This window comes from Tabrizicola sp. (genome assembly GCF_041911175.1).
Lineage (GTDB): Bacteria > Pseudomonadota > Alphaproteobacteria > Rhodobacterales > Rhodobacteraceae > Tabrizicola.
Window position 1 is genome coordinate 1 of sequence record NZ_JAYRPN010000083.1, and the last position, 13889, is coordinate 13889.

A 13889-nucleotide genomic window follows, 5' to 3' on the forward strand; every position below is an offset into this window, starting at 1 on the left:
AGTTGCCTTGGGACGAAAGGCGGGTATCAGGGGGGCAGGAGTGACCCATGACCCAGCCGCCGCGCATTTCCGCCCGCCCGAAACGCTTTCCGCCGCCGGAGTTTCCGCCCCGGCGGCCGAAGCTCTTTGCCAGGACCCCTCCGGCGGTGTGTGCGTCGATCCTCGGGCTTCTGGGGCTGGCGGGGGCGGTGCGGCTGATGCTGGGGCGGCTGGGGCTCGATCCCGGCCCCGGCGATGCGCTGGCGGGTGTCGCTGTGGCGCTCTGGGCCTTTGCCGCAGTCGCATACGGCGTGAAGGTTGCCCGGCGGCCCGGCGTGGTGGTCGAGGACCTGCGCGTCCTGCCGGGGCGGTCGGGGCTGGCGGCGCTGACGATGGGGGGCATGGCGGCGGCGGGGCTGGTGGCGGCCTATGGCGGGGCGACGGGGGCGGTCCTGCTTGTGCTGTCGCTGGGCGGTCATGCGGTGCTGGCGCTGTTGCTGATCCGCCTGCTTTTGCGCCTGCCGCCCGAGGCGCGGGCGGTCAACCCGACGCTGCACCTGAGCTTCGTCGGCTTCATTGTGGGCGCCGCCCCGGCGCTGGCGCTGGGATGGGGTTGGCTGGCCGAGGTGCTGTTCTGGGCCACGCTGCCGGCGGCGCTGGTGATCTGGGCCTTGAGCCTGCGGCAGTTCGCCCGCGCCGTGCCGCCCGCACCGCTGCGGCCCCTGCTGGCGATCCATCTGGCCCCGGCGGCGCTGTTCGGCACGGTGGCCGGGTTGCTGGCCCGACCGGAACTGGCCGTCCTCTTCACGGGGCTGGGGCTGGTCTATGCCATCCTGCTGGTGGCGGCAGGGCGCTGGCTGCTGGAAGCGGGGGTCACCGCGATGTGGGGGGCCTTCACCTTCCCGCTTGCCGCGCTGGCGATGGCGCTGCTGGTCGTGGGCGGGGTCTGGCTCTGGCCCGGCGTCGTGGTCACGGTGCTGGCGCTGGGGGTGATCCCGGCGATCCTGTGGTGGGTGCTGAAGCGCTGGCCAGGGGGCAAGCTGGCGGCGGTGACCAACGCGGCGGAGGCCTGAGACCCCGCCCCGGGCTTGACCCGGGGCCACTCGCGAGGACGGGAGGCCCCGGGACACGCCCGGGGCGGGTATCTCTCGTCAGATCAGCCCGACCCAGGCGCGGGCCAGCGCGAGGCCGTGGGCATCGGCCTCGGCCCCGCGTGTGGCGGCAAGGCCGGGGTGGGTCTCGGGCCAGCCGGGTAGCATGCGCGCGATGACCTCGGGGAAGGTATTGGACCAGTCCTGCACCACGCTTCGGCTCGCCTCGAAATGGAACTGGGTGCCATAGGTCGCGCGACCGATGCGGAAGGCCTGGTTCTGTGCAGCACGGCTTTGGGCGAGGTGAACGGCCCCCGGCGGCAGGGTGAAGGTGTCCGAGTGCCACTGGAAGATCGGGAAGGTCGGCGGCACCTGGCTTAGCACCGGGTCGGCGCGACCGGCCTCGGTGAGGCTCACGTCGACCCAGCCGAATTCCGGGGCGATACCAAGGTGGTTGTCGCCGCCATAGGCACGGGCCAGGAGCTGCGAGCCGAGGCAGATGCCGAGAACCGGACGGTCCAGCGCGGTATAGGCGGCCATCAGGCGGGCAAGCTCGGGCAGGTAGGGATGGGTGTGGTCGTCCAGCGCCGACTGCTCGCCGCCGAAGACCACCAGCGCATCGGCATCGGGGCTGGCCGGAAGCGGCTGGCCCGACCAGGGCCGCCAGATGTCGACCAGCGCGGCGGCTTCGTGAAGGGCGACGCCGACCTGGCCGTGATGGGTGACGCGGGTGTTCTCGACGATGGCGACGCGCATGGGGGCTCCTGATTTCCGGCGGAGAGTGCCGTGCCGGTCGGGCATTGCCAAGGGGCGGATTTGCCCTTGCGCCGGGCTCCGGGGCGTGAAATGGGGAACCGCCAAACGATGCTTGCTCCCGGAGGGACCACCCATGCAGATTCGTGAGGCTCTCACCTTTGATGACGTGCTTCTGGTGCCCGCGGCATCGAGCGTGCTGCCGTCGGATGCGGACACCTCGACCTTCGTGACCAGGGCGATCCGGATGAACATCCCGCTCTTGTCGTCGGCGATGGATACGGTGACCGAAGGCCGGATGGCGATCGCGATGGCGCAGGCCGGGGGGATCGGGGTGATCCACCGGAACCTCGACCCGGAGGCGCAGGCGCGGGAAGTGAGCCGGGTGAAGCGGTTTGAATCGGGCGTGGTCTACCAGCCGATCACCCTGACGCCGGACCAGACCCTTGCGGACGCCAAGGCGCTGATGGAGCGCTATGCGATCACCGGCTTCCCGGTGGTGGACGGGCAGGGCCGGGTGCTGGGGATCGTGACCAACCGCGACATGCGCTTTGCCAGCGACGACAAGACGCCGGTCAGGGTGATGATGACCTCGGAAAACCTGGCGGTATTGCGCGAGCCGGTCGACCGGGCCGAGGCGATCAGCCTGATGAAAGCGCGGCGGATCGAGAAGCTTTTGGTGACGGACGGGGCGGGGAAGCTGACGGGCCTCCTCACGCTGAAGGACACCGAGAAGTCGGTCTTGAACCCGCAGGCCTGCAAGGACGAGCTGGGGCGGCTGCGCGTGGCGGCGGCCTCCACGGTGGGGGATGCGGGGTTCGAGCGGTCGCAGGCGCTGATCGACGCGGGCGTGGATCTGGTGGTGATCGACACGGCGCATGGGCATTCGGAAGGCGTGGCCCGGGCGGTGGAGCGGATCAAGAAGCTGTCGAACCGGGTGCAGGTGGTTGCCGGAAACGTGGCCACCGGCGAGGCGACCCGCGCGCTGATCGGGGCAGGCGCGGATGCGGTGAAGGTGGGGATCGGACCGGGGTCGATCTGCACCACGCGGATCGTCGCGGGGGTGGGCGTGCCGCAGCTGACGGCGATCATGGATTCGGCCCGCGCGGCGGGGGATGTGCCGGTGATCGCCGATGGCGGGATCAAGTATTCCGGCGATTTCGCCAAGGCCATTGCGGCGGGGGCCTCCTGCGCGATGGTGGGCAGTGCCATTGCCGGGACGGATGAGAGCCCCGGCGAGGTGATCCTGTGGCAGGGGCGGTCGTTCAAGGCCTATCGCGGGATGGGCAGCCTTGGCGCGATGGCGCGCGGCTCGGCGGACCGATATTTCCAGAAGGACGCGGCGTCGGACAAGCTGGTGCCGGAAGGGATCGAGGGGCAGGTGCCCTACAAGGGCTCGGCGGCGGCGGTGATCCACCAGATGGTCGGCGGCCTGCGCGCGGCGATGGGCTACACGGGCTGCGCGACGGTGGCGAAGATGCGGACGGAGTGCCAGTTCGTGCGGATCACCGGCGCGGGGCTGAAGGAAAGCCATGTCCATGACGTGCAGATCACCCGGGAAAGCCCGAACTACCGGATCGGCTGACCGGGCCGGGGCGGTGAGGCGATGACACCTTCGGCCAGATGCGCTGCGGCGATTGCCGTCCTCGACCGGGTCCTGGCGGGAGAGCCCGCCGAGAAGGCGCTGACCAACTGGGGCCGCGCCAGCCGCTTTGCCGGGTCGGGCGACCGGGTGGCGGTGCGCGACCTGGTGTTCGATGCGCTGCGCCAGCGCCACTCGGCGGCAGCGCGCGGGGGCGGGTTGACGGGGCGCGGTCTGGTGCTGGGCCTCTGCCGTGCGGCGGGGCAGGAGGCGCTGTTCTCGGGCGAGGGCCATGCGCCCGCAAGGCCGGGGCCGGAGGAGGCGGGGCACGCGCCCTCGGCGGAAGAGGCGCTCGACCTGCCGGGCTGGCTGCTGCCGGACCTGCGGGCAAGCCTCGGTGCCGATCTGGAGCCGGTCGCCGCCGCGCTGCGCCTGCGGGCACCGGTATTCCTGCGGGTGAACCTGCGCCGTGGCAAGGTGTCGGATGCGGTGGCGGCGCTGGCCGCAGAGGGGATCGAGGCCCGCCCGCATCCCCTGGCGGCGACGGCGCTGGAAGTGGTCGGGAACGCGCGGAAGGTGCAGGCATCGCAGGCCTATCTGGGCGGCCTGGTCGAGTTGCAGGACGCCTCCTCGCAGGCGGTGGTCGAGGCGCTGCCGCTGGCTGACGGGATGGCGGTGCTCGATCATTGTGCGGGCGGGGGCGGCAAGACGCTGGCGATGGCGGCAAGGGCGAAGCTGCGGCTTTTTGCCCATGACGCCAGTCCCCGGCGCATGGCCGACCTGCCGGACCGGGCGAAGCGCGCGGGGGTGAAGGTCGCACTGACCGACACGCCGGAAGCCACCGCGCCCTATGATCTGGTGCTGGTCGATGCGCCCTGTTCAGGGTCGGGAAGCTGGCGGCGCGACCCGGAGGGGAAGTGGAAGATCACGCCGGAAACCCTTTCCGATATTGAGAAAATACAGGCCGCGATCCTCGACCGGGTTGCGCTGATGCTGCCTGCGGGCGGCGTTCTGGCCTATGCGACCTGCTCGCTTCTGAACCGCGAGAACGGCGATCAGGCCCGGTCCTTCCTGGCCCGCCACCCTGGCTGGTCGCTGCAATCCGAACTGCGGCTGACACCGCTTCAGGACGGCGATGGCTTCTATCTTGCAATCCTGCAGCGAGACTGATTTCAAGAGATCAACCTGGACGTGCCGCCGGACGCCGTTAATCTCTGATTAACCGCTTGCGCGCATGGTCGCAGGTGCACAGGCAGGGCCGGGAGAGCCGTATTGGGTCGGGTGGACGTGGATCGCGGCGGGCGGGATGGCCTCCTGGCACTTGCGGCGGCGGGGCTGGGCCTGATTGCGATCTGGGCGGTCCTTCTGCGCGAAAGCGGGCCATTGCCTGCCTTCGTCGGGATCGTGCTGGTGCTGCTTGCGCTGGCGCTTGCGGCTCGCGCACATCTCGCCCGACACCGCAGCGAGGCGGCAGGAAATCTTGCCTTCCGGCTGATGGCGGACGATCCGGCGGCCTGTTTCATGACCGATGCGGCAGGCCATGTGATCCTGCGCAACCTCGCTGCCGAGGCGCGGTTCGGAACCGAGGTTCGCACGCTGCACGACGCGCTTGGCCGCCACATGCTGCATCCGGCGGAACTGCTCCTGCGGCTGCAGGGGGCTGCTGATGCCGACGGCGCCGCGCGCGAGGATGTTCCGGGCCATGCCTCGGTCTTGCGGCTGACCGTGCATCGGGCAAGTCCGGAGGAGTATTTCTGGCGTGCCGACGAGATGGCCCTGCCGAAGGACAGCGTGGTTCTGTCCGACCGACCGACCGACCGCCGTCGCCGTCGGCTCGGATCTTGAGGAGGTGCCCGTCGCGATCATGACCTTCGGGCCGGACGGGGTGATGCGGATCGCCAACCATGCCGCGCGCGAGCTGATGTGGAAGGGCGACATTCGCGCCGCGATGTTCCACGATCTCTTCGAGGGGCTGGGGCGCCCGGTCTCGGAATGGCTGGCCGATGTGGTGGCGGGCCGCCATCCCGGCGGGTCCGAGGTGCTGCGGGTCCGCGGCGAGGAAGAGCGCTTCCTGCAGATCACGCTGCGCCGCCATGTCGAGGGCGGGCGTCCGGGCGCCTTGGCGATCCTGAACGACGCGACCCGGCTGAAGACGATGGAGGCGCAGTTCGCGCAAAGCCAGAAGATGCAGGCGATCGGCCAGTTGGCGGGCGGAATCGCGCATGATTTCAACAACCTGCTGACCGCCATTTCCGGCCATTGCGACCTCCTGCTCCTGCGCCACGGGCGCGAGGACAGCGATTTCGCCGATCTGGAGCAGATCCGGCAGAACGCGAACCGGGCGGCCTCGCTGGTGGGGCAGCTTCTGGCCTTCTCACGCAAGCAGACCTTGAACCCCGAGGTTCTGGATCTTGAGGACGTGCTGGGCGACCTGACCCATCTGCTGAACCGGCTGATGGTCGAAAAGGTCGACCTGGTGCTTGCCCCGATGGGCCGGGTGGCAGGGCGGCCGCTGGGGCGGATCCGGGCCGACAAGCGGCAGGTCGAGCAGGTGCTGATCAACCTCGTCGTGAACGCCCGCGACGCCATGCCCGAGGGCGGGGACATCCGCATCGAGACCGAGCCGGTGACGCTGGCCGAAGACCTGCAGCGCGACCGGGCGACGGTGCCCGCGGGCGACTACACGGTGATCCGGGTGGTGGACCACGGCGTGGGCATCCCCGACCACCAGCAGCGCCAGATCTTCGAGCCCTTCTTCACGACGAAGCGGGTGGGCGAGGGCACCGGGCTGGGCCTGTCGATGGCTTACGGCATCGTCAAGCAGTCCGGCGGCTTCATCTTCGTCGATTCGGTGGTGGGGCAGGGGACGACCTTCTCGCTGTATTTCCCGGTCTTCGAGGGCCCGGACCAGGCCCCGGTGGCCGAGGTGCGGCGGGTGGCGGCAAAGCAGGGCGAGGGGGTGATCCTCCTGGTCGAGGACGAGGCCTCGGTCCGCGCCTTCGCCAGCCGGGCGCTGAGCTTGCGCGGCTACACCGTGCTGGAGGCGGCCAATGCCGAGGAGGCGCTGGCGAAGCTGGAGGACCGCTCGCTGCATGTCGACCTGTTCGTCACCGACGTGGTGATGCCGGGCATGGACGGTCCGGCCTGGGTGCGGCGCGCGCATCTGGAAAGACCGGGGGTCAAGGTGGTCTTCATGTCGGGCTATGCCGAGGACGGCTTGGCCGAGGATCAGGCAAGGGTGCCGAATTCGGTCTTCCTGCCGAAACCCTTCTCGCTGAACGACCTGACCAATACGGTGCAGGGGCTGTTGAGCTGACGGCGCGCCAAGGGGCCAAATTTCTTAAGCAAGAAATTTGACAAATTCCTTGCTTAAGGAATTTGGGTCTTGCTGGAACCGTTGCGCTTCAACCGCGCAGAAGCCTTGCCACCGCCGGTGCGAAATAGGTCAGGATTCCGTCGCAGCCCGCCCGCTTGAACGCCATCAGGCTTTCGACCATCGCCTTCTCGCCGTCGATCCAACCGTTCCGCGCCGCCGCCTGGATCATCGCGTATTCGCCCGAGACCTGGTAGGCGAAGGTCGGCGCTCCGAAGGCCTCTTTCACCCGGTGGCAGATGTCCAGGTAAGGCATCCCCGGCTTCACCATCACCATGTCGGCGCCTTCCGCGAGGTCGCGGGCGACCAGCCGGATCGCCTCGTCGCTGTTGGCCGGGTTCATCTGGTAGGTCTTCTTGTCGCCTTTCAGCGCACCCGCCGCCCCCACCGCATCGCGGAAGGGTCCGTAGAAGGCGCTGGCATATTTCGCGGCATAGCTCAGGATCGCCACGTCCTTGTGGCCCGCCGCCTCCAGCGCGGCCCGCATCGCGCCGATCCGGCCGTCCATCATGTCCGACGGCCCGAGGATATCCGCCCCCGCTTCGGCCTGCGCCAGCGCCATCTTCGCCAGCGCTTCCACCGTCTCGTCGTTCAGGATCACCCCGTCCACCACCAGCCCGTCATGGCCATGCGCGTTGTAGGGGTCGAGCGCCACATCGGTCATCACCGCAATGTCCGGCACCCGGGCCTTGATCGCCCGGATCGCCCGGTTGGTCAGGTTCTCCGGGTTCCAGGCCTCGCGGCAATCGGCGGTCTTCAGCGCGGGATCGGTATTGGGAAAAAGGCAGATCGCCGGGATACCCAGATCCCGCGCCTCGGCTGCCGCCGCCGGGATCAGGTCCAGAGACAGCCGTTCCACCCCCGGCATCGAGGCAACCGGCTGGCGCTGGTTCACCCCGTCGCAGAGGAAGACCGGCCAGATCAGGTCGCCCGTGGTCAGGGTGTTTTCCTGCACCAGCGCGCGCAGGGCAGGCGTGCGGCGCAACCGGCGGAAGCGGGTGGTCGGGTAGGGGGCTTGCGTGGGCTGCATCGGCTGGCTCCTTCCGCCCCGCAAAAGCAGGGACTTGCGGCTTCGGCTTCTGTCTGCCATCGAAAGGGGGCGGCCTCAAGTCATCTTGGTCCGCTGCCACACCCGTAGGAGACCGCGCAAGGTGGATGTGATCGATTCGGCGCTGGAAGTGATCGACCTGAGATCGTTTTCGAACCTCTGGTACTGGATCGCGCTGGCGACGCTCTGGTCCTCGGTCAGCCACTGGGTGCTGGGCGTGCCGCATGACATGATCCAGCGCGCCCGGCGCGAGGGCGGGCAGGCGCAGACCGACGTGGAAGATCTGGTGCGGATCAACATCAACCGGCTCCTCCATGTCGTCGACAGCGGGGCCTGGCTCATGGTGGGGCTCGCGGCCTTCTGGCTGACTTCGCTTCTGGTTCTGGGCTTCTGGTATGACATCGAATTCGCACAGGCGGTCGTGTTGCTGTTCGCGCCGATGATGCTGGTCGTCTGGGTCAGCGTCCGGTCCAGCCGCCGGATCATGGCCGAGGGCGGCACGGGCGATGCGCTCTACCGTCGCCTGACCGTCCATCGCCGGATCGTGCAGGTGATCGGCATGCTGTCGATCACCGTGACCGCCTTTTACGGAACCTGGCAGAACATCAGCGTTTCCATCCTGAACTGACGGATTCTCCGGACCCATGACTGCCGAACGCATCTTGATGGGCGGGGCGCCCGAAGGCTTCGACGCCCGGATCCTGGTCCGCGAGCTTTCGCGGGGCCAGCCGGTCGTGCATGTCGCCCGCGACGACAAGCGGGCCGAGGCGATGCGCGCGGCGCTGGCGGTTATGGCACCCGAAGTCGCGGTGCTGGACTTTCCGGCCTGGGACTGCCTGCCTTACGACCGCGTGAGCCCGAACCCCGAGATCTCGGCGCGGCGGATGGCGACGCTGTCGGCACTGGCCGATGGGTTGTCGGGGCCGTTCGTGCTGCTGACCACGCTGAACGCGGCGGTGCAGAAGGTGCCGGTGCGGGCGGTGGTGCGGGCCGCGTCGTTCCGCGCCACGGTCGGCAATCGGGTGGACGAGACGCGGCTCAAAGGGTTCCTCGCGCGGATGGGGTTCACGCCGGTCTCCACTGTCGCCGAGCCGGGGGATTTCGCCCTGCGCGGCGGGATCGTCGACATCTACCCGCCGGGGCCGGGGGGGCCGATCCGGCTGGATTTCTTCGGCGACGTGCTGGACGGGGCGCGACGCTTCGATGCGGAGACGCAACGGACCACGGAAAAGCTGAAAAGCGTAGACTTTTCCGCTGTTTCCGAGGTGATCCTCGACGAGGCGGCAATCGCGCGGTTCCGGCAGAACTACCGCATCGCCTTTGGTGCGGCGGGAACGGACGATCCGCTCTACGAAGCGGTGAGCGCAGGGCGGAAGCATCAGGGGATGGAGCATTGGCTGCCCTTCTTCCATGAGCGGCTGGAGACCCTCTTCGACTACCTGCCCGGTGCCTCGGTGGTGCTGGATGACCAGGTGACCCCGGCCCGGCTGGCCCGGTGGGAGGGCATCGAGGACAGTTACGATGCCCGCCATGAGGCGATGGGGGCGAAGGGGCGGATCGATACGGTCTACAAGCCGGTCCCGGCCGAGGAGCTGTATCTGGACGATGCCGCCTGGGAAGCGGCGTTGGCCGCGAGCCGCGTGGTGCAACTGTCGCCCCTGCCGCAAAGTCCGGGGCCGGGGGTGCTGGACGCGGGCGCGCGGGCGGGACGGAACTTCGCGCCCGAGCGACAGCAGGAGAAGATCAATCTTTTCGGCGCCTTGGCGGAGCATGTTCAAGTCTTGGCGAAGGCGGGGCAGGTGGTCATCGCCTCGTGGTCCGAAGGCGCGCGGGAGCGGTTGAAGGGACTTCTCGCCGACAACGGCCTGACCGGCGCGCGCGAGATCGCCGACTTCCGCGCGGTGCCGGAAGGCAAGGGCGGGCTTTTCCTTGTCGTCTGGCCGCTGGAGGCGGGGTTCGTCGCGCCCGGGCTTGCGGTGATCTCCGAACAGGATGTGCTGGGCGAACGGCTTACGGCCAAGCCACGCCGCAAGCGCAAGGCCGACAACTTCCTGCGCGAGGTCGATACGCTGTCGCCCGGCGATCTGGTGGTGCATGTCGAGCATGGCGTCGGGCGCTATCTCGGGATCGAGACGATCACCGCACTTGGCGCGCCACATGCCTGCGTCATGCTGGAATATGCCGAGAATGCAAAGCTTTACCTGCCGGTCGAGAATATCGAGCTTCTCAGCCGCTATGGCCATGAAGAGGGCCTGCTCGACCGTCTGGGCGGCGGGGCCTGGCAGGCGAAGAAAGCCAAGCTCAAGGAACGGATCAAGGAGATCGCCGACCGGCTGATGCGGGTCGCGGCCGAACGGGCCCTGCGCCATGCGCCGATCCTGGAGGCGCCGCATTCGATCTGGGAGGCTTTCGCGGCGCGCTTCCCCTATCAGGAAACCGACGACCAGTTGTCAGCGATTGCCGATGTGGTCGCCGACCTGGAAAAGGGCAGCCCGATGGACCGGCTGGTGGTCGGCGATGTGGGCTTCGGCAAGACCGAGGTGGCGATGCGCGCAGCCTTCGTCGCGGCGCTGTCCGGGATGCAGGTGGCGGTGATCTGCCCGACGACACTTCTGGCCCGGCAGCATTATCGCAGCTTCGCGGAACGTTTCCGGGGCTTCCCGATTTCCGTGCGGCCCCTGTCGCGCTTTGTTTCCACCAAGGACGCAAATGCCACCCGGGCGGCGATGGCGGACGGGTCGGTGGACATCGTGGTCGGGACCCATGCGCTGCTGGCCAAGGGGATCAGCTTCAAGAAGCTGGGCCTGCTCATCATCGACGAAGAGCAGCATTTCGGCGTGACGCACAAGGAACGGCTGAAGGAAATGCGCTCGGAAGTGCATGTGCTGACCCTGACCGCGACGCCGATCCCGCGGACCTTGCAGCTCAGCCTGACCGGCGTGCGCGACCTGTCGATCATCGCGACGCCCCCGGTCGACCGGCTGGCGATCCGCACTTATGTTTCCGAATTCGACACGATCACGCTCCGCGAGGCGATCCTGCGCGAACGCTATCGCGGCGGGCAGAGCTTCTTTGTCGTCCCCCGCATCGCCGACCTGCCCGATATCGAGGATTTCCTGAAGACCCATGTCCCCGAAGCCAAGTACGTCATCGCGCATGGGCAACTGGCGGCGGGCGATCTGGACGACCGGATGAACCAGTTCTACGACGGCAAGTACGACGTGCTGCTGGCGACGTCTATTGTTGAAAGCGGCTTGGATATTCCCACGGCCAACACGATGATTGTCCACCGGGCGGATATGTTCGGCCTCAGCCAGCTGTATCAGATCCGGGGCCGGGTGGGGCGGTCGAAGACCCGCGCTTACTGCTACCTCACGACGAAGCCCCGCGCGCCGCTGACGCCGCAGGCGGTGAAACGGCTGCGGCTCCTCGGCAGCCTCGACAGCCTTGGCGCCGGGTTCAACCTTGCCAGCCACGACCTCGACCTGCGCGGGGCGGGCAACCTTCTGGGCGAGGAACAGTCGGGTCATATCAGGGAAGTGGGCTACGAGCTGTACCAGCACATGCTGGAAGAGACGATCGCCAGGATCAAATCCGGCGAGTTGCAGGGCCTGTCCGCCATCGACGACGACTGGTCGCCGCAACTGAACCTGGGCGTGCCGGTCATGATCCCGGAAAGCTACATCCCCGATCTCGACATCCGCCTTGGTCTCTACCGCCGCCTGTCCAGCCTGACGACGAAGGTGGAGCTGGAAGGGTTCGCCGCCGAGCTGATCGACCGTTTCGGGCCGCTGCCGAAAGAGGTCAACACCCTGATGCTGATCGTCCGCATCAAGGCGATGTGCAAGCGGGCGGGGATTTCCAGGCTGGATGCCGGGCCGAAAGGCGCGACGATCCAGTTCCACAACGACAAGTTCGCCAATCCCGCCGGCCTGGTGGATTTCCTGAAGGCGCAGGGTCCCGCCGCCAAGGTGCAGGGTACCAGGATCGTTCTGCAAGGCGAGATGAAGTCGGAAGCCGACCGGATCAAGGGCGCGTTCAACATCGCCCGCGATCTGGCCGAAGTCGTGAAGGCCGGGAAACGGCCCTAGATCGAGGCCCAGTCCTTGAAGATCGGCTGACCCTGCTGCTGGGTCGACCCGCCCGACTGCTGGCCCTGCTGCTGCGGGCTGGGGGTCGAGCTGCCGCCTTGCTGCGGTTTGCTGGGTTGCGTGGCCATCCGTCTGCTCCGTTTCCTGGCTTTTCGCCTTTTCCCCATATTGCGCGGGCCTTGGGCCGCAACAAGCCGGGTTCATGTCGATTTTGCGACGATATGGCGAAAACGTGCGACATCGGCAACAGGTCTTTGATCACATTCCGGTTTTCCCGACCCTGTCCCGGGGGCTTGCCGTTTCCCGGCAACAGGTCCACCCTGACGGCAAAGGAGAGACCCCATGCCCGTCAAGAACCGTTTCGCCGAGCTTCTGCCCGAAATCACCGCCTGGCGCCGGGATTTCCACCAGCACCCCGAGCTTTTGTTCGACGTCCACCGCACTGCCGGCAAGGTGGCCGATCTCTGCCGGTCCTTCGGTTGCGACGAGGTGGTGGAAGGCATCGGCCGCACGGGCGTCGTCGCGGTGATCAAGGGGCGCAGCGACAACAAGGGCCGGGTGATCGGGCTCCGCGCCGACATGGACGCGCTGCCGATCATCGAACAGACCGGCGTGCCCTATGCCTCGCAGACCCCCGGCAAGATGCATGCCTGTGGCCATGACGGTCATACCGCCATGCTCTTGGGCGCGGCGAAATACCTGGCCGAGACGCGGAATTTCGACGGCACCGTGGTCTGCATCTTCCAGCCCGCCGAGGAGGGCGGCGGCGGAGGCCGCGAGATGGTGAAGGACGGGATGCTCGCGCGTTGGGGCGTGCAGGAGGTCTACGGCATGCACAACATGCCCGGCATCCCGGTCGGCCATTTCGCCATCCGCCCCGGCGCGATGATGGCGGCGGCCGACCAGTTCGAGATCGTGGTGACCGGGAAGGGCGGCCATGCCGCCAAGCCGCATGACTGCGTCGATACCACGGTCGTCAGCGCGCATATCATCGTCGCGCTGCAAACCATCGCCAGCCGCAACGTCGACCCGCTGAAGCAGATCGTGGTCAGCGTCTGCACGGTGGAAACCGACTCCACCGCGCACAACGTCATTCCCCAGGTGGTGAAGATGAAGGGCACCGTCCGCACGATGGACCACGCGGTGCAGGACTTCGTCGAGGCGCGCATCGCCCAGATCGTCGAGGGCACCGCGCTGGCCTTGGGCGCGCGGGCCGAGGTGAGCTACCAGCGCGGCTATCCGGTGACGATCAACACGCCCGAGAACACCGATTTCGCCGCCGAGGTCGCGCGCAAGGTTTCAGGGTTTGTCGACACCGACACCCCGCCTCTGATGGGGGCCGAGGATTTCAGCTTCATGCTGAACGAACGCCCCGGCGCCTATATCTTCATGGGCAACGGCGATACCGCGATGGTGCATCACCCCGCCTACAACTTCGACGACAGCGCGATCCCCTTCGGCTCCAGCTGGTATGCCGAGATGGCCGAAACCCGGATGCCCGCCGCATGATCGGGGCGGCGCTGGTCGCGCTGGTGGCGCTGATCCACCTCGCGATCCTGGTGATGGAGATGGTCCTGTGGGAAACCCCGCAGGTCCGCCGCATCTTCGGGGTGTCGCCGGAGTTCGCCGCCAATACCAGGGTGCTGGCGGCGAACCAGGGGCTCTACAACGGCTTCCTCGCGGCGGGGCTGATCCTGGCGCTGATCCGGGGCATTCCGGGCGCGGGGGTCGACCTTGCCAGCTTCATCCTGGCCTGCGTGATCGTCGCCGGTCTCTACGGTGCGGCAACGGCGGCGCGGCGCATCCTCTACGTCCAGGCGCTTCCGGCCGCGCTGGCGCTGGTGGCGGTGCTGGTCGGTTTCTGACGGCGTCACCGTCCCCGGGCTGTCGCGCCGGTTGAACGCGCGCGCCGGACATGCCCGCTTGCGGGACGGGCACTTCTCGCGGATAATCCCGTTGAAAATGCAGGGGA

The 13889-nt window shown here is 67.9% G+C and carries 12 protein-coding genes; 9 read left to right on the top strand and 3 right to left on the bottom strand.

Annotation, left to right across the window (positions count from 1 at the left end; all coding sequences use genetic code 11):
- The first annotated feature begins 47 nt into the window (after positions 1-47).
- Entirely contained in the window at positions 48-1052 is a 1005-nt protein-coding gene (locus ACE3P6_RS11695; RefSeq protein WP_374395114.1) for a tellurium resistance protein, read from the top strand.
- A gap of 78 nt (positions 1053-1130) precedes the next feature.
- Here ACE3P6_RS11695 and ACE3P6_RS11700 read toward each other — a convergent pair whose 3' ends face one another.
- On the bottom strand, positions 1131-1826 hold the full coding sequence (locus tag ACE3P6_RS11700) for a type 1 glutamine amidotransferase (protein ID WP_374395116.1): 696 nt from the start codon (positions 1824-1826) through the stop codon (positions 1131-1133).
- 133 nt (positions 1827-1959) lie between these two features.
- Between ACE3P6_RS11700 and guaB the strand changes: the two genes are divergently transcribed.
- The 4 genes from guaB (at position 1960) to ACE3P6_RS11720 (ending at position 6721) form a co-directional block, all read left to right on the top strand.
- On the top strand, positions 1960-3408 hold the full coding sequence (gene guaB / locus ACE3P6_RS11705) for an IMP dehydrogenase (protein ID WP_374395118.1): 1449 nt from the start codon (positions 1960-1962) through the stop codon (positions 3406-3408).
- A 21-nt stretch (positions 3409-3429) separates the two neighbouring features.
- Positions 3430-4575: an RsmB/NOP family class I SAM-dependent RNA methyltransferase gene (locus tag ACE3P6_RS11710; protein ID WP_374395120.1), complete on the top strand. Its 1146-nt coding sequence runs from the start codon at positions 3430-3432 to the stop codon at positions 4573-4575.
- 102 nt (positions 4576-4677) lie between these two features.
- Complete coding sequence (locus ACE3P6_RS11715) at positions 4678-5250, top strand: hypothetical protein (RefSeq protein ID WP_374395122.1); 573 nt, start codon at positions 4678-4680, stop codon at positions 5248-5250.
- A gap of 4 nt (positions 5251-5254) precedes the next feature.
- Positions 5255-6721: an ATP-binding protein gene (locus tag ACE3P6_RS11720; protein ID WP_374395125.1), complete on the top strand. Its 1467-nt coding sequence runs from the start codon at positions 5255-5257 to the stop codon at positions 6719-6721.
- Between the two features lie 88 nt (positions 6722-6809).
- Here ACE3P6_RS11720 and hemB read toward each other — a convergent pair whose 3' ends face one another.
- Complete coding sequence (gene hemB / locus ACE3P6_RS11725) at positions 6810-7808, bottom strand: porphobilinogen synthase (protein ID WP_374395128.1); 999 nt, start codon at positions 7806-7808, stop codon at positions 6810-6812.
- A 121-nt stretch (positions 7809-7929) separates the two neighbouring features.
- Here hemB and ACE3P6_RS11730 point away from each other — a divergent pair, with 121 nt between their 5' ends.
- Both ACE3P6_RS11730 and mfd read left to right on the top strand, forming a co-directional pair.
- Positions 7930-8454: a component of SufBCD complex gene (locus ACE3P6_RS11730; RefSeq protein ID WP_374395131.1), complete on the top strand. Its 525-nt coding sequence runs from the start codon at positions 7930-7932 to the stop codon at positions 8452-8454.
- 16 nt (positions 8455-8470) lie between these two features.
- Positions 8471-11917, top strand: a complete 3447-nt coding sequence (mfd, locus tag ACE3P6_RS11735) for a transcription-repair coupling factor (protein ID WP_374395134.1) — start codon at positions 8471-8473, stop codon at positions 11915-11917.
- On the opposite strand, the gene ACE3P6_RS11740 is transcribed toward mfd, so the two are convergent.
- Positions 11914-12045 carry a hypothetical protein gene (locus ACE3P6_RS11740; protein WP_374373163.1) on the bottom strand — a complete coding sequence of 44 codons (132 nt, stop codon included), beginning with the start codon at positions 12043-12045 and terminating at the stop codon, positions 11914-11916. The genes mfd and ACE3P6_RS11740 overlap by 4 nt on opposite strands.
- 214 nt (positions 12046-12259) lie before the next feature.
- Here ACE3P6_RS11740 and ACE3P6_RS11745 point away from each other — a divergent pair, with 214 nt between their 5' ends.
- Together ACE3P6_RS11745 and ACE3P6_RS11750 are read left to right on the top strand one after the other, a co-directional pair.
- Complete coding sequence (locus ACE3P6_RS11745; protein WP_374395137.1) at positions 12260-13426, top strand: M20 aminoacylase family protein; 1167 nt, start codon at positions 12260-12262, stop codon at positions 13424-13426.
- The gene (locus ACE3P6_RS11750) at positions 13423-13782 is read left to right on the top strand and encodes a DUF1304 domain-containing protein (protein WP_374395140.1); all 360 of its coding nucleotides are present in this window, start codon (positions 13423-13425) and stop codon (positions 13780-13782) included. The genes ACE3P6_RS11745 and ACE3P6_RS11750 overlap by 4 nt, the downstream gene beginning before the upstream one ends.
- Positions 13783-13889 lie beyond the last annotated feature (107 nt).

Bases quoted from the DNA above. Each gene is read 5' to 3' on its own strand.
- ACE3P6_RS11695 (WP_374395114.1), top strand. From the start codon at position 48: ATGACCCAGCCGCCGCGCATTTCCGCCCGCCCGAAACGCTTTCCGCCG.
- ACE3P6_RS11700 (WP_374395116.1), bottom strand. From the start codon at position 1,826: ATGCGCGTCGCCATCGTCGAGAACACCCGCGTCACCCATCACGGCCAG.
- guaB (WP_374395118.1), top strand. From the start codon at position 1,960: ATGCAGATTCGTGAGGCTCTCACCTTTGATGACGTGCTTCTGGTGCCC.
- ACE3P6_RS11710 (WP_374395120.1), top strand. From the start codon at position 3,430: ATGACACCTTCGGCCAGATGCGCTGCGGCGATTGCCGTCCTCGACCGG.
- hemB (WP_374395128.1), bottom strand. From the start codon at position 7,808: ATGCAGCCCACGCAAGCCCCCTACCCGACCACCCGCTTCCGCCGGTTG.
- mfd (WP_374395134.1), top strand. From the start codon at position 8,471: ATGACTGCCGAACGCATCTTGATGGGCGGGGCGCCCGAAGGCTTCGAC.
- ACE3P6_RS11740 (WP_374373163.1), bottom strand. From the start codon at position 12,045: ATGGCCACGCAACCCAGCAAACCGCAGCAAGGCGGCAGCTCGACCCCC.
- ACE3P6_RS11745 (WP_374395137.1), top strand. From the start codon at position 12,260: ATGCCCGTCAAGAACCGTTTCGCCGAGCTTCTGCCCGAAATCACCGCC.
- ACE3P6_RS11750 (WP_374395140.1), top strand. From the start codon at position 13,423: ATGATCGGGGCGGCGCTGGTCGCGCTGGTGGCGCTGATCCACCTCGCG.